The following is a 25966-nucleotide window of genomic DNA, read 5'->3' as shown; positions in this document are numbered from 1 at the left end:
GGATAAGGTCGCTCGCAGAGCGATGAACAGTGATAAAAGGAAAATGGAGTAGCAGTATGAATATATGTATATTTGGTGCATCCAGCAATGACATTGATCAGGCATACATGGATGCGGTTTTTAATCTTGGAAAGAAGCTGGCAGAGAGAGGACACACATTAGTATTTGGTGCGGGTGCAAGAGGACTTATGGGGGCTGCCGCCAGAGGAGCAAGTGCCGGAAATGGTGAGATCGTTGGCGTTGCACCGACATTTTTTAATGTGGACGGCATCATATATGACAAATGTACAGAGCTGATCCGGACAGAGACGATGCGTGAGCGGAAACAGATCATGGAGGATCGGAGTGATGCATTTATCATGGTGCCGGGTGGAATCGGAACATTTGAGGAATTTTTTGAGGTGTTGACTTTAAAGCAGCTTGGACGGCATGGCAAGGCGATCATCGTCTATAACAAGGATGGATTCTTTGATTCTTTGTTTCAGATGATGGATGAATGTGTCGAGAAGGGTTTTATGAACCATGTAACAAACGAGATCTATCAGGTGATGACAGATACAGATGAGATCCTTTCTTATCTGGATGGCTATACACCGGAGGTCGGCAAGGTATTTAAATTTTAAACGATATGGGCGCAGGTGCAGGAGAAAAAATGGGAGATACGAATGAATATACAGTTCACGATCTGGTACGGGATGAGTTGTATAAAAATATGGATGTTGAATATGGAAAATTTACAGCGAGTCTGTCACCGGGAGCAGGAAATATCATCGGCGTTCGGATTCCGGTGTTGCGCAAAATGGCGAAAGAGATCGCGTCTGTAAACTGGAAGGAGTATCTGGATGGCGCAAGGGATGATACCTTTGAAGAAGTCATGCTACAGGGCATTGTGCTTGGCTATGCCAGAGGAAAGATCGACGACATTCTCACATACATGGGACGGTTCATACCAAAGATCGATGACTGGTCGATCTGCGATACCTGCTGTAATACGTTTAAGATTGCAAACCAGTATCAGCAGGAAGTGTGGGATTTCCTGATGCCATATCTGGACGAGCAGGGAGTAATCGATGGCAAGCCTGCTAACGAGAGAAATCGTGAGTTTGAACTGCGGTTTGTAGCAGTTATGATGTTGAATTATTATCTGAATGATGCCTATATTGATAAGGTGTTATATGCATACGATCATATGAAGAATGATGGCTATTATCTGAAAATGGGTGTTGCATGGGGACTTGCAGAAGCCTATGTAAAATGTCCGGAGCCGACGAAGGTATTTTTAAATAATAACCATCTGGATGATTTCACATTTAACAAAGCAATCCAGAAGATGCAGGAATCCTTCCGTATCACACCGGAGGAAAAAGCTGCACTCAAGGCAATGAAGCGGTAGAGTATAGGTCAAAATATTTGAGGAATGATTAGAAATCATATGCTCTACAGGAATTTGTCCAGCTCGGCTTCTACCTGTTTTCTTTTTTTGATCTTTGGATGATCGATGATCGTGCCGCCTGTGACAACCATTTCCAGATTGCGCAGAGCACGCAGATCTTCCAGAGGATTCTTTGCGGTAACGATCATATCCGTAATTTTTCCTTCCTGTACCAGAATACAGAGCCCTTCCTGTATCTGCATATCTTTTGTTCCGTTCAAGATTTTCCGTTTGTAAATGAGTAATTCACAATCATTCCCCATTTCCAAGAAATTGTTATTTTAACTATACAATAGCATGCGTGGGTTGGCAAGGTGCGGTTCTTATTTTGATCCCGACAGTTAATACAAAGGCAGAACCTTCCGAGATGTTTGAGTGGGAGCTGCGTGTTCAGGCATTTCAGAACAGTGTTATGCCTGCTATGTGTAATCGTGTCGGGGCAGAGGATGAGATGCACTTTTCCGGAGAATCGATCGTGGTTGATGCGCATGGAAATGTTCTTACAAAAGCTGATGATACAGAGCAGATCGTATATGTAGACGCAGATCTGTCAACCGTAAAAAAGATACGGGCATCAAAGCCATATACACAGCTCAGACGCAGGGAGTTTAGTACTGTTACGTGAAAATAGAACGCAAGTGCTTTGCGGAATAATAGGCGTATATACTGGTGGCAGCTCTTTATCGTTAATATATTAAGAATGGTCGGCAATCCTTCCGATGGTATCGGCAAGAATCTCGATCACCTGCTCGGTATCTTCTTCCTTATATTTTAAGAAAGTATGTACGCTTCCCTGAATCAGCAGAGAAATTGTGATATTTTTCTCCAGATTGTCTTTGAATTCCGGATGCGTGATAAAGATCAGTTCCTTAATGCGGGCTTCCAGTTTGTTGGTGAGCACACCACAGCTTCTGTCATCATCCGGGAAAAGAATGTTGAACAGATGTCCCTGTGTGATAAATGCGGTACAGAGCAGTCTGGCTGCGGCAGCCGGATCTGTGATGATAAGATCCGGATTTGGAATGTCTGCAACCAGTGACGTGATCGCATCATTTTCCAGATATTCCGATAGATCGTAGATATCTTTAAAATGAAGATAAAATGTCTGTTTGCTGATATTTGCTTTCTGGGTCAGCTCCCGGATCGTAATCTTTTCGAGCGGTTTTGCCGCACGTAATTCTATAAAAGCACTGAAAATGCTGTTCTTGGTTTTCTGTATTCTTAAATCCATTGCGATCTCCTGATTTACTATTTGTTGACTATGGTCAATAAATTGACGTTATTCAATTATTGGCTATGGTGTCAGCTTTTGTAATCTCATATAATAAACATGTCTATTTTAATCTATAAATTTACTATAGTCAATAAAGAAACAAAACAGATGATTCCTACACGGGCAGTTCGACCTTGCCAACATGTGGACGCTCTCGCTCGTTTCAGCCTGCAGCGGTACTAAGATGCCGCTTATGCGCCATCTAAGGACCGGCGGCTTCAAATGCCACTAGTTGGTAAGGTCAAACTGCCCGTGCAGGAATCATCTGTATAAATACAAAGGAGAAGAGTATGGACATTTACGAATTTTATTCCGGAAGAAGCTTTGATGCATATAGAGAACTAGGGGCGCATGTGAAGAAAGAGATCACAGGAAAGAAGACAGTTGTCAGTGGTGTGGAATTTGTTACATATGCACCGAATGCACTGGGGGTAAATGTGATCGGTGAATTCAACGACTGGAACGAGACGGTCATGGAACGCTGTTATGACGGCAGCTTTTTCAAGGTATTTGTGCCGGAAGCAAGACCGGGCATGATGTACAAATATAAGATCTATCACAGAGACGGCAGCAGCATGGAGCATTGTGATCCGTATGGCTTCGGCATGGAGCTGCGTCCGGCATTTGCATCCATTATCCGGGATATGGATACTTATCGTTTCCATGATGCCAAATGGATGAAGAACCGTAGTGTATGTCAGGGAAGTCCACTTAACATCTATGAAGTTCATCTGGGTTCCTGGCGCACAAAACCGGTCTTTGATGAACAGGGAAATCCGCTGACACCGGAGGAGATCGCAGAGAGCAACCGGGTAGAGGAGAGCTGGTATACCTATAAGGAGATCGCTCCGATGCTTGCGGAATATGTGAAAGAGCAGGGATATAATTATGTAGAGTTCATGCCGCTCTCCGAGCATCCGTCCGATCAGTCCTGGGGCTATCAGAATACCGGATTTTTCAGTCCGACATCCAGATATGGAACAGCAGATGACCTGAAGGAAATGATCGATATTCTGCATCAGCATAATATTGGCACAATTCTTGATTTTGTTCCGGTTCATTTCGCACTTGATGGCTATGGACTTGCCAGATATGATGGCACGGCATTGTATGAATATCCAAGCAACGATGTGGGATACAGTGAGTGGGGAAGCATGAACTTCATTCATTCCAAAGGAGAAGTGCGGAGCTTCTTACAGTCTGCGGCGAATTACTGGCTGTCAGAGTATCATTTTGACGGACTTCGTATGGATGCGATCAGCCGTATCATCTACTGGATGGGCGATGAGAGCCGTGGTGTAAATGACCGGGCGGTTGATTTTATCCGGAATATGAATCAGGGGTTAAAGGATCGTCATCCTTCGATCATCCTGTGTGCCGAAGACTCGACAGACTTTAAGGGTACAACGAAAGAAACAAAATATGGTGGACTGGGCTTTGATTACAAATGGGATATGGGCTGGATGAATGATACACTGAATTTCTTCCGTACACTTCCATTTGTCCGCGGCGAGCATTATCATGACCTGACATTCTCGATGATGTATAACTATAACGAACGGTATCTGCTTCCTTTGTCACACGATGAGGTTGTACATGGAAAGGCAACGATCATTCAGAAGATGGCGGGTATGTATGAAGAAAAGTTCCCACAGGCAAAGGCATTATATGCTTATATGTATGCGCATCCGGGCAAGAAGCTGAACTTTATGGGAAATGAGATCGGACAGTTCCGTGAATGGGATGAGAAGCGCGAGCAGGACTGGGATCTTTTGAAATATCCGAACCATGATTCCTTCCACCAGTACATGAAAGCACTGAATAAGATTTATATGAAAGAGCCGGCATTATCTGCATGGGATGATGATCCGAACGGATTTGCATGGATCCTTTGCGGTAAGGAAAATGATGTTGTCTATATCTTTCAGCGTGAAGTAAATGAAGATAAGGTGATCGTTGTATTAAACCTGTCGGGACTTGTATATAAAAATTATCACTTTAATTATGGAAATGGTGATACAATGAAGGTACTAATCAACAGTGACTGGAATAAATTTGGGGGAAGCACAAAAGATACAGAAAAGACGATCAAAGGTGTAAATGGAGATTTCGGATTTGACCTTCCGGCATTTTCCGGAATTTACCTGAAACCGGTCGATTAGACATTCGTGAACGACCATGTGTATGTCTGGATATTTTGATATTAGTAATCGGAAACTTTAGACAGAGATATGGTTTTGATCGTTGCAAATATACAGAACATTGTTTGAACACATAAAAAAGATCTGAATATATAGAACATGAGAAGGTGAATATGATGACGACAACAGAGAAGCTTGCAGGGCTGCGTGAGAAAATGAATGAAACAGGCGTAGATGCTTATGTGATCACAACGGATGACTTTCATGCGTCCGAATATGTTGGAGCATATTTCAGGGAAAGAGAATATATGTCCGGGTTTACAGGATCTGCCGGAATACTGGTTGTGCTCCCTGATACGGCGGCATTGTTTACAGATGGACGGTATTTCATTCAGGCGGAAGCACAGCTTGCAGGCAGTACGATCGAACTGATGAAGAGTGGACAGCCGGGCGTTCCAACGATCGAGGAATATTTGTACGACCATCTGGAACCGGAAAAGGTTGTAGGATTTGACGGAAGAACCGTCAGTCTGGATTTTGCTGACAGGATGCTTGGCAAACTGGGCGATAAAAAGGTTACTTTAAATGGTGACCTGGATCTGGTCGATGAACTCTGGGCGGACAGACCGGAGCTGTCACATGAGCCGGTATTTGAATTACCGTTTTCATACACAGGTGAAACCCGTGCGGATAAGCTTGCGCGTGTCAGAGCGTCAATAAGATCCGCAGGCGCGGATGTCCGGGTGATCTCTGCGCTGGACGAGATCGCGTGGCTTCTGAATCTGCGGGGCAATGATATAGACTGTAATCCGGTATTCCTGTCATATATGCTGATCGCAGATGAAGCCTGCCGTTTATATATCAATGATGCGATTTTAAACAATGAAATCATCCGCAAACTTGTCGTTGATGGAATTACGATTTATCCGTATAATGAAATCTATACGGATCTGAAGCGGTTGCCGGAGATTATTCATACGCATAAACAGGAAGAGCAGATGACGGTATTGCTGGATGGCTGCCAGACCAATTATAGATTAAGAAGTTGTATACCGGATGGTATATCAGTGTTCGATGAACCGTCTGCTGTTCAGTTGATGAAAGCACAGAAGAATTCAGTAGAGTGTGAAAATGAACGGAATGCGCATATTAAGGATGGAGTTGCTGTAACGAAATTTATCTACTGGCTCAAGCATCATATCGGAACAGAGACAATCACGGAGCTTTCGGCAGCAGAGAAGCTAGAGTCTTTTCGAAAAGAGCAAAAGGGGTATATCGAGCCGAGCTTTGAAACGATATCTGCATATGGTCCACATGGCGCGATCGTACATTATGAACCGACAGAGGAGACAAATGTCGAATTAAAACCGGAGAGCTTCTTATTAGTAGACAGTGGCGGTCATTACATGGAGGGAACGACTGATATCACCAGAACGATCACGCTCGGAACTCTGACAGAGGAAGAGAAATGGGCATATACACTGGTGCTGATCGGACATCTGAATCTGGCAGCAGCAAGATTTAAGCATGGAACGCGTGGTGAGAATCTCGATTATCTGGCGCGTGAACCACTGTGGCGGTATGGCCTGGATTTCAATCACGGCACCGGTCATGGAGTCGGATATCTGTTAAATGTACACGAAGGACCAAACAGGATACACTTCCGAATCATGGAAGAACGCAGACCGACAGCAGTATTCGAAGAAGGTATGATCACATCAGATGAACCGGGCTTATATATAGAAGGAAGGTTTGGTATCCGTCATGAGAATCTGGTTCTTTGTAAGAAAGTAGGGAAACCGACAGGCAAGCTTCCGGAGGTATTCTTGAAAGAAGCGGAAGCAAATGGAACATTTCTGGAATTTGAAACGCTGACCTGGGTTCCGTTTGACACCGAAGCTTTGATACCGGAACTGATGACAGATCGTGAGCTCCAACGATTGAATGAATATCACAAGAATGTGTATGAGAAGATTGCTCCACATCTGACGGAGGAAGAACGTATATGGTTGGAGCAGGCAACGAGTCCTGTATCGAAAAAATATTAATTAAATTAAAGATGAATCGAGTATTTATGGAAACTTTTAACATGACGCGGATTATATGGAAACTAGATTTCTTGCTGGGAAATGGTGAAAGCGTGCATGAAAGGATAATAGAAACATCTTAAAATATCATAATAAAATTTGATGAATTTCAAGGGGAGAAACATATGATCTATAAGTGTGAGGCATGCGGGGGTGTGCTGGTATATGATCCGGATCTCGGAAAAATGAAATGTACACAATGTGGTCAAACAAGTGAACGTAGATTTCGGATGACGTTAAAAGATGCTGATTCGGATACAGAGGAAAAAGAAGACGGAAAACGATCATTTGATGATCTGTGGTTTGGTCTTGATAAAGATCAGAAGTGGCATGGAGAGAAGGAAATCCAGATCAATCCTGACTGGGATGCAGATCTGTTGGCATTTGAGATGCGGAATAACAGACCGGAAGATATATCGGCTGCATCAAAACGGACGGAAGCAGAAGATATATCAGAAAAATCAGAGCAGCAGGCACAAGACACTGCTTATACAGGTGACCGGGGAGAGATGCAGGGAGAACGACTGATGTCGGTTCAGATATTCCGCTGTACTTCCTGCGGAGCACAGATTATGATCCATGGAAATGAGCGGGCAACTTTTTGTTCGTTCTGTGGACAGCCGACGGTTATATTTGACCGTGAATCGAAGGAAGTATGGCCGGATTATATCATTCCATTTTCCATAACGGAACAGCAGGCAGTGGATGCGATCAAAGAGAGATTTGGTACAGGCAGATATGTGCCAAGAGAGATCAAGCATCCGAAGATTGACAAGATCCGTGGAATCTATATTCCATATTGGCTGTATACAGCATATATGAGAAAAAAGGCCAATCTGCATTTAGTATCAAGTGATGAAGAGAAGAAAGAGCCGACAAATATCTTTAATGCCGGAGCAGACAGAGATCAATCCTTTTATTCGATGCTGCAGACAACGAAGAAGGTAGGTATGTATCCGGGATCATTTCAGAATCAGAAATATGAATCAGAGAAGAGAAGCTTTTCTGCGGGGATAAATCAAAGAACCGATATGTATGCAGATGCATATGGTAATTTTGACCGGGTTACATTTGATGCATCCAGAAAATTAGATGATCGGCTATCCGGTCGACTGGAACCATATTATATGACGGAAATGAAACCATTTGATCCATCTTACCTGTCGGGATTCTATGCAGATCGATATGATGTACCATCCAGAGAAGCGGCACCGGAGATTCATCAGAGAATCAGTGCTGCGATGGACAAAGCGATGATAGAAGATACAGGAACGACTTACATAGAGAGGAGCATTGAACAGTACAGCGTGGATAAAATTGAGTATGCACTCCTTCCTGCATGGTTCATGACCTTCTGGTATAAACATGAGCTTTATACGATTCTGGTAAATGGGCAGACCGGAAAGGTAGTTGGAAATATTCCGGTCAATAAGCGGAGCTTTATCTCGGATGCTGTGATACTTGGAGTGATATGCTGTACAATTGGGGTGATTTTATTTACCGAAGTGAATCAGGGAATTATAAGTGGTTATGGGTTCTTTTCTGAATTTGGCGGACATTTTGTTGTGTTGCCTTTTGTGCTGGCAGCAGGTTTTTTTACCAAAAATCTCCGTAAATATAGAAAGTATAAGCATGATAAAGAACGACTGACCTCCGATACAACGAAGGAATATGTAAAAGAAAGGCAGGATAAGACATGGATACGATAAATATTTTTTTGTCCGTATGGAAACTATTTTCTGTTATACAAGGGCTCGTCTGTGGCGGTCTGGTTGCAGCAGGCATACTGTTATCATGGATGCTTCGCTCCAATCTTCATGGTGAGACGGAGACAGAGAAGGAATTTGCCCAACAGCACAAAATCTCCTACTATCAGATCGACCAGGGCCACAAGATTTTATTCTTCTGATTAATAAGAGGGAAAATCCTGCATATTTGTGGGGGGAATATCTTGAATATCAGCTACAATGCCGCACTGGCTTCTTTGTTTGAAAGATACGCTTTTTTCTTATTCGATACATATACCTGATCTGCTCATGCTCCTGTGCAAACTCGCTCTTCGAGCTCAGACATGCACCCGCATTCGCCGGCAATATGTATCTCATAACAGAAAAAAGCCGGATATCTTATCAAACAAGGAAGCCAGTGCAGCATTGCAGCTGATATCCGAGAAATTTTGTATCTTACAAATATGCAGGATTTTCTGCGTATATTGGTAGAAGAATAAAACGTGGAATATAGGCAATTCCTGTATATGGGTGCGGCTGGTTGTAGAAACTAATATATGCCATTCGAATATATAAAAAATACAGCAAGAAGGACTGACAGGGTAATAATTGCAATATGACTACCCATATAGAAAAGATATTAAGTGTAGTTTCCGTGATGAGATACATATTGCCAGCGAATGCGGGTGCATGTCTGAGTCCGAAGGACGAGTTTGCACAGGAGCATGAGCGTATCAGGCATATGTATCGAGTAGGAAACGAAGCGAATCTTTTTATATGGATGGTCATGTTGCAATATAACCCTGTCAGTCCTTCTGCTGGCAAAGGTATTGCAGAATGGCAGGCGGTATATTATAATGAAGCGAGAATGTAGATAACAGGAGGAACCCGAAATGGACATTGTATGTTTGGATTTGGAAGGCGTATTAGTACCGGAGATTTGGATCGCATTTGCAGAGGCAAGCGGAATCCCGGAGTTAAAGAGAACAACAAGAGATGAGCCGGATTACGACAAATTAATGAACTGGCGTCTTGGTATATTAAAAGAACATGGACTTGGCTTAAAAGAGATTCAGGAAACGATCGCAAAGATCGATCCGATCCCAGGTGCAAAGGAATTCTTAGATGAGCTTCGTTCCATGACACAGGTTATCATTATCAGTGACACATTTACACAGTTTGCAAGCCCACTTATGAAGAAGCTTGGCTGGCCGACAATCTTCTGCAACTCATTAGAGGTAGCAGAAAATGGAGAGATCACAGGCTTTAAGATGCGTTGTGAGAAATCCAAATACACAACCGTAAAGGCACTTCAGTCTATCGGTTATGATACGATCGCAAGTGGTGACAGCCACAACGATCTTGGAATGATCCGTGCAAGCAAGGCCGGATTCCTCTTTAAGAGTACCGATCAGATCAAAGCAGATAATCCTGATCTTCCGGCTTATGAGACATATGATGAACTGCTCGCAGCCATCAAGAAAGTATTGGCTTAATTAAGTACATATAACAAGAAACCTGCATATACTGTAGCAAACAGAGTATGCAGGTTTTTTATGGCTATAAAAATAATGATCGATGCCGGACATGGTGGATTTGACAATGGGGCATCTTATAATGGAAGAACGGAGAAGAATGACAACCTGAATCTGGCTTTGGCACTCGGTGATGCGTTGTCGGAGCTTGGTTATGACGTGGAATTTACGAGAACGACAGATGTCTATGATTCACCGACAAGAAAAGCACAGATCGGAAATGAGAGCGGTTCGGATTATTTTATCTCCCTGCACCGGAATGCTGCACCGTATCCGAACAAATATAGCGGGGTGGAAACCTTGGTTTATAATACATCAGGGATTGCATATGAAATGGCAGAAAATGTGGATGCAGAGCTTGCAAAGATCGGATTTGAGAATCTGGGAGTTGAGGAACGGAAGAATCTGGCTGTTCTGCGCCGGACAACGATGCCGGCAATTCTGATCGAGACTGGATTTATTGACAGTGATAAGGATAATTATCTGTTTGATTACCGGTTTGAAGATATCGTGAATGCGATCGCACTCGGAATTGATGAAACACTTCGTGGATAGATGTGTGAAAAACGCACAAAAGAATTTACAGTTAACGAGAAAAATTGTATAATTATAAAGACTGTTTTAGAAAACGACAATCCGATTGGAGAAGGTTATCTGATTGGAAAATACGATAGAAAAGTGGGGTAGAAAACAATGAAAAATACGTTCAGTAATTCAGGCATGTTGAACTGGCTTGGCTTCTTTGCAAATAAGATGGATGTCAGCCCGGAGAAGATAAAGATGCTTAATATCTGCGGCAGACAGAAAAATGTCGTGCCAACGATTGATACACATAAGCGGGTTCTGATCTATACTGATGCCAGTCATGAAGATCTCTTCTATACATTATGGGAAGCGGGATTTGGCGAATATGATATCTGGATTGGCGAAGGAACAGAGCCGGGAAGTGAACTTACAAATGCAAAGCTCAAGAATGTTATTAATAAGAAGATATCCGAACCGACGGTTATATTTATCGTAAACGAGAAGACCAGAGAATCCGTACGGTACGGTATGAAGAATGATCTGTTTACAAAGGGATCGGTTCATTATGTATGCAATGAGATCCGCGCGGTTATCATGAGTATTCTCGGTGTAGATACTCATGACACGATTCTTGCTCTGATGGCAGAGAGTATCGTTATCGAAGCTGCGATCACAGCGAGCGAAGGTCAGATCATTGCAGTAGAGCCGGACAGCGGTTCCAGAAGATCTATGGAGGAAAATGTTGAGAAGTTTGGAGTTCATAACGTGCAGATCATTCCGGATATGAGCGAAGAATCCTTAAGTAAGATTCCGGTACCAAGACTTGCATTTATCGTTGCGAATCATTATCTGGAATCTGATATTGAACGCCTGCTTGCGATCAATCCGCAGATGCAGTTTGTTATCTACACATTAGATCTTGGTATCCTTGCAGAGACCAAGCTGATTTTTGACAAATTCGGTATTCAGAATATGGAAGCGTTACAGATCAACGTATCCAAAACAAATAAAGAAAATGTATTTGTTGCTCAGCCGGCACCATGGATCATTACAGGTGGGGCTGAATAGAACATAGATATTCAGAAATAAAGCCCCATTCTCCGGTAAGAGTTTTCTTCTGTTTTATAGACAACGTAAAAAACAGAAGAAAGCCTGAAAAGGATGGGGCTATTTTACTTTACAGAGTAGAATCAGTTATGATTTTTTTATAAAAAGTTTAGAAATATATTTTTTATTAATAAATTAATAAAAGGTGAAAAATAAAAAATGGTGTGCTATAATACGTTGTTGTTTAAAGGACAACTGGAAGCACATGGAAGAATGCAGGAGGAAATTCAAATGAAAGCCATTTTTTTCGACATTGACGGTGTGTTAAATTCAAACAAATTCATCTGTAACAATCCGGGTGAAACCGTTGACAGAAAAAATGTAAAAAACCTTGCAGATGTTGTAAAGGCAACAGATGCGAAGCTGGTAGCGATCTTTAACTGGCGGAAAGAGGTTATGAAAGATCCGGTATGTGACGAGAGAGCACAGGAGCTGATCCTGAAGCTTAAGGAGGAAGGTCTCGTTATATCCGATGTAACTCCGCCGCAGGAACATATATCCGGCAAGTATGAGGATTATGGACGGTGCTTTGAGGTTAAGGACTATGTAGACCAACACGATGTGGACAGGCTGGTGATCTTAGATGACATGGATTCAGACTGGGACAGAGTTGGACTTGCTGATTACTGGATCAATACGGAGAATACGGTAAAAGGATTTTCCGAGAGTGATGCAAGAGAAGTAATAAATATCCTTAACAGTTAGTATGCCCTTTGAAAAAATTACATGAGAGGAAGTGAAGACCTACGGGTGACCTTGCAGAAAAGTTAACAGAGGAGCTGAATTGCGAGACTCTCTTTACCATTCCAATTTTTGGTGGAATCCCGATCTCGGAATCAATCGTGGTAACATGGATCATTATGGCGGTACTTGTTCTGTTGTCCGTTATACTTGTCCGGAATCTGAAAGTTGAGAATCCGGGAAAGAAACAGCTTGCTCTGGAGTCGATCATTACGACATTTAATAATCTGTTTAGTGACGTTATGGGAGAAAAAGGTAAGGCATATATACCGTATCTGATCACTGTCATTTTGTATATCGGAATGGCAAATATCGCAGGTATATTTGGATTTAAACCACCAACCAAGGATCTGAACGTAACAGCAGCACTGGCGATCATGAGTATAGTCATGGTTCAGGTTGTCTGTATCAGAAGCAGGGGACCGAAAGGCTGGCTTAAGAGCTTTGCAGAGCCGGTAGCAATAGTAGCACCTATAAATGTAATGGAGATTGTAATAAAACCATTGTCGTTATGTATGCGATTGTTCGGCAATGTTTTAGGTGCATTTGTTGTAATGAAATTAATTGAGGCGGTAGCGCCTGTCATTGTGCCTATTCCGTTAAGCCTTTATTTTGATATCTTTGATGGCTTACTTCAGGCATTTGTATTCACATTCTTAACTGCACTCTACATGCAGGAAGGATTGGGAGAAGACTAAGATTAAAATAAGGAAAATGAAAAGGAGATAATAATTATGAATACAGTAATCGCAATTGGAGCTGCTATAGCAGTATTAACAGGTATTGGAGCAGGTATCGGACTTGGAATCGCAACATCAAAGGCAGTAGAAGCAGTAGCAAGACAGCCGGAAGCAGACAGTAAGATCACAAAGCTTCTGATCATCGGTGGAGCACTTGCAGAGGCAACAGCCGTTTACGGTCTGGTAATTGGTCTTTTGATCATTCTTCTTCTGAAATAATATTTATAAGAATATGATGATTGCGACACTATATCATAATAGATATTAAGGAATCGTAATTGTCGGATAACGAAAACAGACAGAAAGGCAGGAGGTCATTAAATGATAAATTTAAGTGTCTCGTCCATAGCCATAACCATAATTAATATTATAGTTTTGTTTCTTCTGTTAAAGAAATTCCTGATCGGTCCGATCAATAAGATCATGGCAGAACGTGAAGAGATGATCAAATCCTCGATCGCGAATGCCAATCAGACGAAGGATGATGCCATGAAACTGAAGCAGCAATATGAAGATACTCTCGCAGGTGTTCAGGATGAATGTGATACCATGCGGGATAAATCCAGACAGGCTGCACAGAATGAATATAACAGGATTGTGGCAGATGCAGGCGAGAAATCAAACCGTATGATCAAGGATGCGGAAAAAACTATAGAAGTACAGCGTGAAAAGGCTTTGAGCGATATGGAATCTCAGGTTGCAGAGCTTGCAATGTCGGCAGCGGCTAAGATTCTGGGTGAAGACTCAAATGACGCGAAAAATCAGTCACTATATGATGAGTTTATAGAAAAAGCAGGTGAGGCCCATGACACAGAAAGCAATTAATTATGCTGAAGTTTTGTGCGAGCTGAATATTGATGCGGCTGAGCTTTCAGACATGGAAGCAGTTGTCAGGGAGAATCCTGAATTACAGGAGGCACTTACGTGTCCGGTTGTCAGCAGAGAAAAGAAATCAGAAATCATCGATAAGATATTCGACGGTTCAAAGACTACGGTAAAATTCTTAAAGGTACTTTGCAACAATTCTGATTTTGATCAGTTCTTTGAGATATGCAGAGAATACAGAGTTCTTATAAAGAAGAAGGCGGATGTCCTTCTTGCAACCCTTTATTATGTGACACCTCCAACGGAGGCACAGAAGAAGGGGATTGAAGATTTTCTGAAAAAGAAATATAAGACCTCAGATGTGGAACTGACATTGGAGAAGAACGACAGTCTGATTGGAGGCTTTATTATTAAGGTCGGAAATAAGGAATATGACTGGAGTCTGGCAGGCAGATGTAAGCGGCTTACACAAAGATTGGTTACGAGGTGATAAGATTTGAGTTCAATAAGTTCAGGAGATATTATCTCCATACTGAAAAGTGAGATAGAGAATTTTGACTTCGACACCCGGGACAAAGAAGTAGGAACTGTCATCTGGGTAGGAGATGGAATAGTAACGATATATGGTATTGATAATGCCATGTATGGTGAGATTGTAGTATTTGAAAATGGTATCAAGGGTATGGTACAGGATATCAGAAGAACCGAGATCGGATGTATCCTGTTCGGAAAAGATACCGGAATAAAAGAAGGTACAAAGGTTACCAGAACAGGTAAGAGAGCCGGCGTACCGGTAGGTGAAGAATTCCTTGGAAGAATCATCAATGCATTGGGTGCACCAATTGATGGTAAGGGAGCGATCAAAGAGGCAGATTACATGCCGGTTGAGCAGGAAGCACCAAGTATCGCAGACAGACAGTCGGTCAATGAACCACTTCAGACCGGTATCCTGTCAATCGATTCCATGTTCCCGATCGGTAAAGGACAGCGTGAGCTGATCATCGGTGATCGTCAGACCGGTAAGACTTCGATCGCACTTGATACGATCATCAACCAGCGTGGAAAGGATGTTGTCTGCATCTATGTAGCGATCGGTCAGAAGGCATCCACCGTTGCAAAGATTGTTTCCACACTTGAGAAAAACGATGCAATGGACTATACGATCATTGTAGCATCAACAGCCAGTGATCCTGCACCGCTTCAGTATATAGCACCATATGCAGGAACATCGATGGCAGAATATTTTATGCATAAGGGAAAAGACGTGCTCATCGTATACGATGATCTGTCAAAGCATGCAGTAGCATACAGAACACTGTCCCTGTTACTTGGACGTTCCCCTGGACGTGAGGCATATCCCGGTGATGTATTCTATCTGCATTCCAGACTGCTTGAGCGTTCCAGTAAGTTAAAGGATTCATTAGGCGGTGGTTCGATCACAGCCCTTCCTATTATAGAGACACAGGCAGGTGATGTATCTGCATACATCCCTACAAATGTTATCTCCATCACGGATGGTCAGATCTTCCTTGAGAGTGATCTGTTTTTCTCCGGTATGCGTCCTGCGGTAAATGTAGGATTGTCTGTATCCCGTGTCGGTGGTGCAGCGCAGACCAAGGCTATGAAGAAAGCAACCGGTACCGTTCGTATCGATCTTGCACAGTTCCGTGAGATGGAAGTATTTACCCAGTTCAGTTCCGATCTGGATGAGAATACAAAGGAGCAGCTTACTTATGGTAAGGGACTGATGGAGTTGTTAAAACAGCCGTTATGTCATCCGCTTAGTATGGCAGAGCAGGTTATTACACTGGTTGCAGCAACAAATAAGCTGTTCTTAAATGTAGATATCAAGAAAGTAAAGCAGACACAGATGGATATGCTTGCATATTTCAAGGATGCAGAACCGGATGTTATCAAAGAGATTGAAGAAGGAAAGGTTCTTACAGATGATCTGAAAGAACATATTCTTGAAGCAGGAAAAGAGTTTATGAAGAGGGTGGAGTAATTGGCAAGTACCAAAGAAATCCAAAACAGAATAAAAAGCATTAAGGATACAATGAAGATCACAAATGCCATGTACATGATCTCTTCTTCCAAACTGAAAAAAGCGAAGAAGGATCTGGAGAATACGGAACCGTATTTCTATACTTTACAGGTTTCTCTGGCACGACTGTTACGACATCTTCCTGATATGGATCATCTTTATTTCGAAAATGAAGACGATGAAAAGAAGGAAAATCCGAAAAGAGGTTATATTGTGGTTACAGCCGATAAGGGCATGGCAGGTGCATATAACCATAATATCATTAAGATCGCAGAAGAAGAACTGGCAAATCACCCGGACAGCGAATTATATGTTGTCGGACAGGTGGGAAGACATTATTTTGCAAGGAAGAATGTGCCGGTTGATATTCATTTCCAGTATACAGCACAGAACCCAAGTCTTCACAGAGCAAGGGTTATTGCGGATAAGATGCTGGAAAACTATGAAAGCGGTAAGATCGATGAAGTCTATATCATTTATACGAAGATGATAAATAGTGTAACGGCAGAGCCGGAGATGATCCAGCTTCTTCCGTTCAGAAAGATAGATTTCAAGATCTCACAGGCGGATGTCTATCATGAGGAGATCATCATTGAACCTTCTCCGAGAGCGGTCATGGATCGAATTGTTCCGAATTATATTACAGGTTTCATATATGGAGCACTGGTTGAATCCTTCTGTAGTGAACAGAATTCCCGAATGATGGCAATGGATTCTGCAACCAGAAGTGCGAAAGATATGTTAGCTGATCTCAGTATTAAATACAACAGAGCCAGACAGGCTGCGATCACGCAGGAGATTACCGAGGTAGTTGGTGGTGCGAAGGCTCTGCAGAATAAGAAATAGGAGGTCTGATGTTTTGAAAAACGGTAAAATAGTACAGGTCATGGGACCTGTTGTAGACGTAGAATTTCCGGATAATGATTTACCAAACATCAAGGATGCTCTGGAAGTTGATAATCATGGAAAGAAATGCATAATGGAAGCTGCACAGCACATCGGAAATAATACCGTCAGATGCATCATGCTGGCAGCAAGCGAGGGCTTATCCAGAGATATGGAGGTTGTTCCGACAGGATCAGGAATCAAGGTTCCGGTTGGTACAGATACCCTTGGCAGATTATTTAATGTAACCGGTGACACTCTGGACGGTGGACCGAATCTGGCAGATACAGAGCACTGGGTCATCCACAGAGATCCTCCGTCATTTGAGGATCAGAGCCCTGTTGTTGAGATTCTCGAAACAGGTATCAAGGTTATCGATCTTCTTGCCCCATATGCCAAAGGTGGTAAGATTGGTCTGTTCGGTGGTGCCGGTGTAGGTAAGACCGTTCTGATCCAGGAGCTGATCCAGAATGTAGCAACAGAGCATGGCGGATATTCTATCTTCACTGGTGTCGGTGAGCGTTCCAGAGAGGGTAATGACCTTTGGACAGAGATGAAAGAGTCAGGGGTATTGTCCAAGACAGCCTTAGTGTTTGGACAGATGAACGAGCCACCTGGAGCAAGAATGCGTGTTGCGGAAACAGGACTTACGATGGCAGAATATTTCCGTGACGTAAATCATCAGGATGTGTTATTATTTATAGATAATATCTTCCGTTTTGTACAGGCGGGATCAGAGGTTTCTTCCCTGCTTGGACGTATGCCATCCGCAGTTGGTTATCAGCCAACTCTGGCAAATGAGCTTGGTGAATTGCAGGAGCGAATCGCTTCTACAAAATCAGGATCCGTTACTTCCGTACAGGCAGTTTATGTGCCTGCCGATGACTTGACAGATCCGGCTCCGGCAACTACATTTGCACATCTGGATGCGACAACCGTTCTTTCCAGAAAGATCGTAGAACAGGGTATCTATCCTGCTGTTGATCCTCTGGAATCCAATTCCCGTATTCTGGAGGTGGACGTTGTCGGCGAAGAACATTATAATGTAGCCAGAGGCGTTCAGGAGATTCTTCAGAAATACAGAGAATTACAGGATATCATCGCAATTCTTGGTATGGAAGAATTATCAGAGGAAGATAAGATTACGGTTACAAGAGCACGTAAGGTGCAGAAGTTCTTATCACAGCCATTCCATGTAGCAGAGAACTTTACAGGTGTTCCGGGAAAATATGTACCTCTTAAAGAAACAGTAAAGGGCTTTAAGGCTATCTTAGACGGTGAGATGGATGAATATCCTGAGTGGGCATTCTTTAACGTAGGCGGAATCGAAGAAGTCAAAGAAAAAGCCGCAAAGGGACAGTAGGATAAAGGAGGCAGACAGACATGAATACATTTTACCTGAGAGTCATATCAAGTAATAAAGTATTTTTTGATGATAAGGTTACGAAGTTTGTATTGCCTTTGGAAGATGGTGAGATGGCAGTCCTTCCTCACCATGAGAATATGATCATTGCAACCAGTATCGGGGAGATCCGAATTGATACACCGGATGGAAAGAAGATCCTTGGTGTTGTCGGGGAAGGATTTGCCCAGATCGTAAATAACCGTGTAACGATGCTGGTGGATTCTGCAGAGCGTCCGGAGGATATCGACAGAGTCCGTGCTGAACAGGCACTTGAACGTGCGAAAGAGCGTTTGAGGCAGAAGGAAAGTCTGAAAGAGTACAAACAGACAGAAGCATCTCTTTCCAGAGCGTTAATGCGATTAAAGGTAACGGGTAGAGATTTATAAATGGCCGGATCCGGTGCGGATCGCACCGGATCAAAAAAACAGTTGTTGGATATTGCAGTACTTTTGGACAGAGAGTTGTAAATTCAGGGGATTTAGGTAGATGGTTAGATTTTTTATAGTGATCATTTCCTGTTTTTTTCTGATTTTGTATTATGTTCCGAAGATGTCATATTATGCCAGACATGGTGAGAAATATGATGAGGAGACATGCTACAGAATGGCACAGGTTATGATCGAGCATGTAAAGAAAAGAGGGCGTATCGAGACGGTTGCATCCGGCATGGAGAATCTGCCGACAGAAGGCGGATATATCATGTTTGCAAATCATCAGGGCAAGTACGATGCACTTGGTGTTATAAGCGTACATGAAAAGCCATGCACATATGTAATGGATGCGAAGCGATCACATTTGTTTATCGTCACGCAGTTGTGTGAGCTGTTAAAGGCAAAGCGTCTGGATAAAACCGATCTCAGGCAGCAGGTTCAGGTAATTAATGACGTTGCGACAGAGGTCAAAGCGGGAAGACGATATATTCTTTTCCCGGAAGGCGGATATGACCATAACCATAATTCTCTGAGAGGTTTCCTGCCGGGAAGCTTCAAGATCGCACAGAAGGCAAAATGCCCGATCGTGCCGGTTGTATTATATGATTCATTTAAACCATTCGAAGGAAAATCTTTCCGAAAGGTTATTACACAGCTTCATTTTCTGCCACCGATCCCATATGAGACATTTGCAGATATGAAGACCTATGAGATAAGAGATATGGTAGTTTCACTGATCCAGAACCAGCTCGACAAGATGGAGAGCCTGAATGACTGGTAGGAGATTGCCGAAGAAAAGAGAGATAGCAGTTATGTTATCTCTTTTTTTCGTGGAAATCCAGACAGAGCAGAAATGTTGTATCTGAATTTGGGGGTTGGAGCATATACAAGTGTGACATTTCTTTAGCAAAAATTTTAGAAATATATTGTCTGTTGAGATTTTAGATGGTAGAATAAATTTTGTCGATAATGAATATATTGTGTTATCGATGGGCTATCTGGCAGATGAGGCTGTCAGATGAAATTTAGTCTGAATTATAAAGGAGAGTAACATGGACGAGAATATGAATGGAAATCAGCAAAATGGCATGAATGCCGGACAGCCGGATGGAGCAGCTCAGAATATGAATCCAAATCAGCAGGCATACGGCGGACAGCAGTATTATGATCCAAACCAGCAGGCATATGGCGGACAGCAGTATTATGATCCGAACCAGCAGGCATACGGCGGACAGCAGTATTATGATCCGAATCAGCAGGCATATGGCGGACAGCAGTATTATGATCCGAACCAGCAGGCATACGGCGGACAGCAGTATTATGATCCAAACCAGCAGGCATATGGTGGACAGTATGGACAGCAGCCACAGGGTAATAAGCCGGCAGGCAGCGGATTTGATAAGGTAAAGAATGCGATTGTGAATAATAAGAAGATCGTTATTATTGCGGCGGCAGCAGTTGTTGCATTGATTCTGATCTTTAACATTATCGGTGGAATTGCCAGCCACGGCAAACAGAGCCCAAAGGCAGTTATTAAGGCTTATGTAAATGCAGTAGAAAAGCAGAGCGGTAAGAAGATGTATAAGCTGATCGATAAGAAGATCATTAAATATATTAAGGATGAAAATGATATCGACAAAGAAGATATGATCGAACAGTTAGACGACGTTATGGAATATTCAGGCGAGGCTCTGGAGAATCAGGTTGGTAAAGTAAAGAGTATCAAGGTTAAGTTCAAGAAGGTTAAGAAGTTAAAGGGCAGCAAGCTGGAAGATAAGAAGGAAGACTATGAAGATGAATACGATATCAAGGTCAGTCAGGTTGCACGTGTAGAAGCTACCATTAAGGTAAAAGGCAAAGATGATGATGTCGAAGAAGATATCACAATGTATGTATATAAGCGAGCTGGAAAGTGGTATCTGGATTTTAGTTCCATATACTAGGATGAACGTTTATAAAAGTATCAATTCGTAAATACATATAAGATGGCACCGGTCGGAAAGAGTCTGACCGGTGTCATTTTGTTTGCATATTACTTAATGAAAACAAGTCATATATGAAAATAATGGAGAAAAATACGATTTTTGCAGAAAAAACTGAATAAAATAAAGAAAATTCAATAAAATAGTTGATATTTAAAACGAAATAGACAAGAATTTTCAATTATAGGCTTGCCTTTTTTGAAAAATGTTTTAAAATAGCTAATAGGAATTTTACAGGACATAACTGATTTAACCGGAATAGAATAAGTGAAAGGCACAGGTATGTAGAATGAAGAAATACAAAGATATGAGTAAAGATGAATTATTGACTTTAAAAGCCGCTCTTTTGGAGGAGTATAAGGAAGAACAGGCAAAAGGTCTGAGTCTGAACATGGCAAGAGGTAAGCCTGGATTCTCACAGCTTGCATTGTCGATGGGAATGTTGGATGAGATCAATAGTTCTTCGGATATGAGAACTTTGTTAGGAAACGATACCAGAAACTATGGTGATCTGGATGGTATCGGTGAGTGCCGTCAGCTTATGGCAGATATGATGGAAGTTAAGAAAGAGAATATCATCGTATATGGTAACTCCAGCTTAAATGTAATGTATGATACAGTATCCCGTTCCATGACACATGGTGTAAATGGTTCTACTCCATGGTGTAAGCTGGACAAGGTGAAGTTCCTTTGTCCTGTACCGGGATATGACAGACATTTCAAGATCACAGAATTCTTCGGAATTGAAATGATCAATATTCCTTTATTAGAGGATGGTCCGGACATGGATCTTGTAGAGAAATATGTAAATAACGATCCTGCAGTAAAGGGAATCTGGTGTGTACCAAAGTATTCAAATCCAACAGGAATCGTTTATTCAGATGAAGTAGTAAGACGTTTTGCAGCATTAAAGCCTGCAGCAGAAGACTTCAGAATCTACTGGGATAACGCATACTGCATCCATCATTTATATAAGGACAAGCAGGCAAAGATTTTAAATATCATAGATGAATGTGAGAAAGCCGGAAATCCGGATATGGTATACATGTTTGGCTCTACTTCCAAGATTACATTCCCTGGCTCCGGTGTAGCAGCACTTGCAACATCTCCGAGAAATGTTGAATTTATCAAGAAGCAGCTTACTGTTCAGACAATCGGACATGATAAGATCAACCAGCTTCGTCATACAAGATTCTTTAAGAATATCGATGGCATAAAGGCTCATATGGAGAAGCATGCAGATATCTTAAGACCAAAGTTTGAAGCAGTTCTGAATGAATTCGATAAGGAGCTTGCAGGACTTGAGATCGGTTCATGGATTAGACCGGTTGGTGGATATTTCATTTCATTTGATGCATTAGAGGGCTGTGCAAAGAAGATCGTAGCAATGTGTAAGGATGCAGGAGTTGTTCTGACAGGCGCAGGTGCAACATATCCATACGGTAAAGATCCAAAAGACAGCAATATCCGTATCGCACCATCCTTCCCATCTGTTGAGGAGATGGAAGCAGCTTCAAAGATCTTTGTTCTTTGTGTAAAGTTAGTCAGCATCGACAAATATCTGGGTGAAGAATAAGTAATAAATAATCGAATAGAGAACATATAAAAGCAACATCAATGTGTTAAAAATAAGATTATCCGAAGGTAGTCTTATGGCTAGCATGTTGATGTTGTTTTTTATGTAATATTATAATCCACAAAATTCCTCTTGCTAAAATCCAGATTTGCGTTATCATAGTAAAAACAAAAGATGGCAAATTCGTTTTGAAAGGAAGTTGAAGATATATGACAAAGACAGGATTGGTTTTAGAAGGCGGTGGCATGCGTGGCATCTATACTGCTGGCGTACTGGATGTATTTTTAGATCATAATATTACAGTGGATGGCGTGATCGGCGTATCGGCGGGAGCTATTCATGGAGCATCCTTTTTGTCCAAGCAGCGTGGAAGAAATATTGCATACAGTTTGGAATACCGAAACAATAAGGAATATATGAGTTTGAAGTCATTGTTGAAAACGGGAAATTTATTTGGAGTTGATTTTTGTTATGATCGGCTACCAAATGAATTATACAAATTCGATTATGATGCATTTGAGGAGAATCCAACGAGATTTTATGTATGCTGTACAAATGTAGAAACCGGGCAGCCGGAGTATCTGGAATGTACGGATCTTCGAAAGGATATGGACAAGCTTCGTGCATCAGCATCACTTCCGATCGTGTCACAGATTGTAGAAGTAGATGGCAAGAAGTTATTGGATGGCGGAACGGCAGACAGCATTCCAATCTTCCAGTTCCGGAGAATGGGATATCGAAAAGATATCGTAGTTTTAACCAGACCGGAAGGCTATGTCAAGGAAGAAGACAGCATGTTGAAGCTGGAAGCAATCCGGTATAAGGAATATCCGGAGTATGTGAAACGAATAGCCATGAGGCATTTGTATTATAATAAGACATTGGAGAAGCTGGCTGAACTGGAACAGAAGGGCGAGGTTCTTATTATCCGTCCGAGTGTACAGATCGATATATCAAGAACGGAAAAGGATGATAAGAAGATTCAGGCAATGTACGATCTGGGCGTGTATGATGCACAGAATAAGATCGAGGAAGTGGCTGAATTTCTGAAATAATGCATCAATATCCGGATGATATAAAAGATTGTTATGATTTTGGTATCAGAGTTTGGATGGATACAGAAATATTTATTTGTCGGTTTCTTACTACGGCTATAAGGCAGGATGTCTGCATATGAAAAATAATAGTGTTCAAGGTAAAACTGACAATACGAAGGATAAGGCACAGGAGAATCATGTGAAAATGACACAGACTCCTGTGCCTTCTCTTATTCTGCGGCTGTCCTGTTCGACCGTTGTCAGTATGCTTGCCGGAACGACATACAATATCGTGGATATGTATTTTGTTTCAGATCTTGGAAACAGTGCAGTTGCGGCAGTTGGGGTTTTATTTTCGGTGCTTGCCATGATACAGGCGGTAGGGTATACATTTGGCATGGGTGCAGGTAGCAGAATATCCCGATTTTTAGGCGAGCAGAAGGAACAGGAGGCAGGCAGAGATGCACTGGTTGCGGTTTTAATGTCTCTGATTGCCGGGCTTATATTGATGGGAGCAGGTTTCCTGTGGCAGAAACCGCTGGTTGATTTTCTGGGATCGACGGATACGATCGAGACATTTGCATTAGACTATGGATTCTGGATCTTGCTTACAGCTCCGGTCATGTGTGTGTCGTATGTACTCAACAATGTTCTGCGGGCGGAAGGAATGCCCGTCTGGGCGTTAGTTGGAATTGGAAGCGGTGCTGTCTTAAATGCAGTTTTAGATCCGATTCTGGTGTCGGGTTTGGAGCTTGGAATCCGCGGAGCTGGAATTGCGACATTTTGTGGGCAGAGCGTAAGCCTTGCTATTATGTTGATCGTAATGTTGAGCGGGAAAAGCGTGATCGGATTCAGGGGGCAGAAAGGGAAGCCGTTCAGGCAGACGGCAGCCGATATTACGAGAACAGGTATTCCGTCTTTCTTCCGTCAGGGGCTGGTCTGCGTAGCAACGATCCTGCTGAACCGGGCGGCGAGAGAATATGGGGATGATGTGGTTGCTGCAATATCGGTATCGAATAAAGTATTTGCCATATTGTTTGCTGTTATGGTTGGCTATGGTCAGGGATTTGCGCCGGTGGTTGGCTACAACTATGGGGCAAAGGAAAATGACCGGGTAAAAAAGGCAATCACGTTTACACTTCTAAGCCAGATCATCGCATCGGCTGTTGCAGGTGTTCTTGTGTGGATATTTGCATCTCCGATCATCTCGTTATTTGGTGAAAATGCAGCACTTGATCTGGGCGTGCTTTCCCTTCGGATGCATGCGGTATCATTGCCATTTATGGCGGTGTGCCTGGTCAGCGGTATGTTATTTCAGGCAATAGGGGAGATCGGAAAAGCCATTCTCATATCATCCACCAGACAGGGAATCTTTTTCCTGCCATTGATCTGGCTTCTTCCAATGTGTTTTCAGGAAACAGGCGTGGCTCTTACACAGGGAATCTCCGATGTACTGTCAGGGGTATTTTCATTGCCGTTTATACTTGTGGCGATTCATATGTGTAAAAAACAGGTAGGAAATAGCTATAATGAATAATGTTTTTGGCTATGGAGAATAGATATCCTGTAAAAAACTGTAGCTGTCCCAGCTTTATTTATCCGAAATCTTTTAAGTTACGGTAAATAAAGCCGAGACAGCTACAATTTTTAACAGGGCATTTACAGAAAATCTCCACTAAGAAAAAGATAGACATTTTTGACTGTGAATGGTATGCTTTAAGGTAAGATTGTGATGGTGGAAGCCATGTTCGGCAGGTGGCTTTCATCCGGAAGACAGCTGTAGGAAGGTTGTGACACATGGAGTATATATTTGTGGATTTTGAGATGAATCAGATCGATAATTCTCATCCCGATGAATTAAAAATTTGCAAAAATGAAATAATTGAAATAGGAGCTGTTAAGCTGGACGATACATATAAGGAGATTGATTCATTCAAGACTTATGTAAAGCCGGGAATTACGCCTGTGACATCCAGAATAACAAATCTTACCGGGATCACAAATGAGATGGTAGACGATGCACCGGATTTTGCGATTGCGATGGATCGGTTCATTGCATGGGGCTTAAGCGCGGATGTGATCTATGCATGGAGTGAGAATGATCTGCGGCAGTTCAACCGGGAACGCAAGTTAAAATCCTACAATAACCCGGATGCACAGAAGCTTGCATCCAAATGGAAGGATTTCCAGAAGGAATTTGCACGTATGCTTGGAACCAGAAGAAGACTGGCACTGTCAGATGCGGTATTCTATCTGGGAGAAGATTTTCAGGGAAAAGAGCATGATGCATTGTGGGATGCCAGAAATACAGCAGAAGTATTCGTTCTTTCAAAGGACAGGGAGAAGTTTGAGAAGATCATGGCTCCGATTATGAATGCTTATAAACCAAAAGAGAATATGACCTATTCCATAGGTGATGTATTTGGAAACATTAATCTGCCGGAATAAATGGTCTTGGCATGATTGAGCAGAC

At 42.3% G+C, this 25966-nt stretch carries 27 protein-coding genes and 1 pseudogene; 26 read left to right on the top strand and 2 right to left on the bottom strand.

Going from position 1 to position 25966, the window contains the following annotated elements; genetic code table 11:
* Nucleotides 1-56: 56 nt before the first annotated feature.
* Together LK416_10545 and LK416_10540 are read left to right on the top strand one after the other, a co-directional pair.
* Nucleotides 57-623: a TIGR00730 family Rossman fold protein gene (locus LK416_10545; GenBank protein UEA74090.1), complete on the top strand. Its 567-nt coding sequence runs from the start codon at nt 57-59 to the stop codon at nt 621-623.
* Nucleotides 624-652: 29 nt separating this feature from the next.
* Entirely contained in the window at nt 653-1393 is a 741-nt protein-coding gene (locus LK416_10540; protein ID UEA74089.1) for a DNA alkylation repair protein, read from the top strand.
* A 44-nt stretch (nt 1394-1437) separates the two neighbouring features.
* On the opposite strand, the gene LK416_10535 is transcribed toward LK416_10540, so the two are convergent.
* On the bottom strand, nt 1438-1635 hold the full coding sequence (locus LK416_10535; protein UEA74088.1) for a hypothetical protein: 198 nt from the start codon (nt 1633-1635) through the stop codon (nt 1438-1440).
* A gap of 125 nt (nt 1636-1760) precedes the next feature.
* On the opposite strand from LK416_10535, the gene LK416_10530 reads away from it, so the two are divergent.
* Nucleotides 1761-2057, top strand: coding sequence for a carbon-nitrogen hydrolase family protein (locus LK416_10530; protein ID UEA74087.1), 297 nt, complete (start codon nt 1761-1763; stop codon nt 2055-2057).
* A gap of 69 nt (nt 2058-2126) precedes the next feature.
* Here the strand turns inward: LK416_10530 and LK416_10525 are convergent, their stop codons facing one another.
* On the bottom strand, nt 2127-2663 hold the full coding sequence (locus tag LK416_10525; protein UEA74086.1) for a TetR/AcrR family transcriptional regulator: 537 nt from the start codon (nt 2661-2663) through the stop codon (nt 2127-2129).
* Between the two features lie 332 nt (nt 2664-2995).
* Here LK416_10525 and glgB point away from each other — a divergent pair, with 332 nt between their 5' ends.
* The 23 genes and pseudogenes from glgB (at nt 2996) to LK416_10410 (ending at nt 25941) form a co-directional block, all read left to right on the top strand.
* Nucleotides 2996-4867, top strand: coding sequence for a 1,4-alpha-glucan branching protein GlgB (gene glgB, locus LK416_10520; protein UEA74085.1), 1872 nt, complete (start codon nt 2996-2998; stop codon nt 4865-4867).
* 155 nt (nt 4868-5022) lie between these two features.
* Complete coding sequence (locus LK416_10515) at nt 5023-6894, top strand: aminopeptidase P family protein (GenBank protein ID UEA75911.1); 1872 nt, start codon at nt 5023-5025, stop codon at nt 6892-6894.
* 164 nt (nt 6895-7058) lie between these two features.
* Entirely contained in the window at nt 7059-8642 is a 1584-nt protein-coding gene (locus tag LK416_10510) for a zinc ribbon domain-containing protein (GenBank protein UEA74084.1), read from the top strand.
* Entirely contained in the window at nt 8630-8842 is a 213-nt protein-coding gene (locus tag LK416_10505) for a hypothetical protein (protein UEA74083.1), read from the top strand. The genes LK416_10510 and LK416_10505 overlap by 13 nt, the downstream gene beginning before the upstream one ends.
* A gap of 488 nt (nt 8843-9330) precedes the next feature.
* Nucleotides 9331-9534: a hypothetical protein gene (locus tag LK416_10500; protein ID UEA74082.1), complete on the top strand. Its 204-nt coding sequence runs from the start codon at nt 9331-9333 to the stop codon at nt 9532-9534.
* 19 nt (nt 9535-9553) lie between these two features.
* Nucleotides 9554-10156 carry a bifunctional phosphoserine phosphatase/homoserine phosphotransferase ThrH gene (gene thrH / locus LK416_10495; protein UEA74081.1) on the top strand — a complete coding sequence of 201 codons (603 nt, stop codon included), beginning with the start codon at nt 9554-9556 and terminating at the stop codon, nt 10154-10156.
* A gap of 60 nt (nt 10157-10216) precedes the next feature.
* Nucleotides 10217-10750, top strand: a complete 534-nt coding sequence (locus LK416_10490) for an N-acetylmuramoyl-L-alanine amidase (protein UEA74080.1) — start codon at nt 10217-10219, stop codon at nt 10748-10750.
* Nucleotides 10751-10888: 138 nt separating this feature from the next.
* Entirely contained in the window at nt 10889-11788 is a 900-nt protein-coding gene (locus LK416_10485; GenBank protein ID UEA74079.1) for a Precorrin-6B methylase 2, read from the top strand.
* A 270-nt stretch (nt 11789-12058) separates the two neighbouring features.
* The gene (locus LK416_10480; GenBank protein UEA74078.1) at nt 12059-12532 is read left to right on the top strand and encodes a hypothetical protein; all 474 of its coding nucleotides are present in this window, start codon (nt 12059-12061) and stop codon (nt 12530-12532) included.
* 74 nt (nt 12533-12606) lie between these two features.
* Nucleotides 12607-13266: a F0F1 ATP synthase subunit A gene (locus LK416_10475; protein ID UEA75910.1), complete on the top strand. Its 660-nt coding sequence runs from the start codon at nt 12607-12609 to the stop codon at nt 13264-13266.
* Between the two features lie 36 nt (nt 13267-13302).
* Nucleotides 13303-13527 (top strand): ATP synthase F0 subunit C, encoded by a 225-nt coding sequence (gene atpE, locus LK416_10470; GenBank protein UEA74077.1) that lies wholly within the window; start codon nt 13303-13305, stop codon nt 13525-13527.
* Nucleotides 13528-13629: 102 nt separating this feature from the next.
* Nucleotides 13630-14133 carry a F0F1 ATP synthase subunit B gene (gene atpF, locus LK416_10465; protein UEA74076.1) on the top strand — a complete coding sequence of 168 codons (504 nt, stop codon included), beginning with the start codon at nt 13630-13632 and terminating at the stop codon, nt 14131-14133.
* Nucleotides 14114-14623 carry an ATP synthase F1 subunit delta gene (gene atpH, locus LK416_10460; GenBank protein UEA74075.1) on the top strand — a complete coding sequence of 170 codons (510 nt, stop codon included), beginning with the start codon at nt 14114-14116 and terminating at the stop codon, nt 14621-14623. Before atpF ends, atpH begins: the two co-directional genes overlap by 20 nt.
* Nucleotides 14624-14629: 6 nt before the next feature.
* A complete protein-coding gene (atpA, locus tag LK416_10455; protein UEA74074.1) occupies nt 14630-16138 on the top strand; it encodes a F0F1 ATP synthase subunit alpha in 1509 nt (502 codons plus the stop codon).
* Complete coding sequence (gene atpG, locus LK416_10450; GenBank protein UEA74073.1) at nt 16139-17023, top strand: ATP synthase F1 subunit gamma; 885 nt, start codon at nt 16139-16141, stop codon at nt 17021-17023.
* A 13-nt stretch (nt 17024-17036) separates the two neighbouring features.
* Nucleotides 17037-18425, top strand: a complete 1389-nt coding sequence (atpD, locus tag LK416_10445) for a F0F1 ATP synthase subunit beta (GenBank protein ID UEA74072.1) — start codon at nt 17037-17039, stop codon at nt 18423-18425.
* A 20-nt stretch (nt 18426-18445) separates the two neighbouring features.
* A complete protein-coding gene (gene atpC, locus LK416_10440) occupies nt 18446-18853 on the top strand; it encodes an ATP synthase F1 subunit epsilon (GenBank protein ID UEA74071.1) in 408 nt (135 codons plus the stop codon).
* A gap of 100 nt (nt 18854-18953) precedes the next feature.
* Nucleotides 18954-19679, top strand: coding sequence for a 1-acyl-sn-glycerol-3-phosphate acyltransferase (locus LK416_10435; protein ID UEA74070.1), 726 nt, complete (start codon nt 18954-18956; stop codon nt 19677-19679).
* 271 nt (nt 19680-19950) lie between these two features.
* Nucleotides 19951-20841: a hypothetical protein gene (locus LK416_10430; GenBank protein ID UEA75935.1), complete on the top strand. Its 891-nt coding sequence runs from the start codon at nt 19951-19953 to the stop codon at nt 20839-20841.
* Between the two features lie 328 nt (nt 20842-21169).
* A complete protein-coding gene (locus tag LK416_10425) occupies nt 21170-22456 on the top strand; it encodes an aminotransferase (protein ID UEA74069.1) in 1287 nt (428 codons plus the stop codon).
* A gap of 209 nt (nt 22457-22665) precedes the next feature.
* Nucleotides 22666-23166 (top strand): annotated as a pseudogene (locus tag LK416_10420) (patatin family protein).
* Nucleotides 23167-23629: 463 nt separating this feature from the next.
* Nucleotides 23630-25030 (top strand): MATE family efflux transporter, encoded by a 1401-nt coding sequence (locus LK416_10415; GenBank protein UEA74068.1) that lies wholly within the window; start codon nt 23630-23632, stop codon nt 25028-25030.
* Between the two features lie 260 nt (nt 25031-25290).
* Nucleotides 25291-25941, top strand: coding sequence for an exonuclease domain-containing protein (locus LK416_10410; protein ID UEA74067.1), 651 nt, complete (start codon nt 25291-25293; stop codon nt 25939-25941).
* The last annotated feature ends 25 nt before the right edge of the window (nt 25942-25966 follow it).

Source organism: Lachnospiraceae bacterium GAM79 (genome assembly GCA_020735665.1).
Taxonomy (GTDB): domain Bacteria; phylum Bacillota; class Clostridia; order Lachnospirales; family Lachnospiraceae; genus Coprococcus.
The sequence above is the reverse complement of the archived record's forward strand: the minus strand, read 5'-3'. Positions and strand labels throughout refer to the sequence as shown.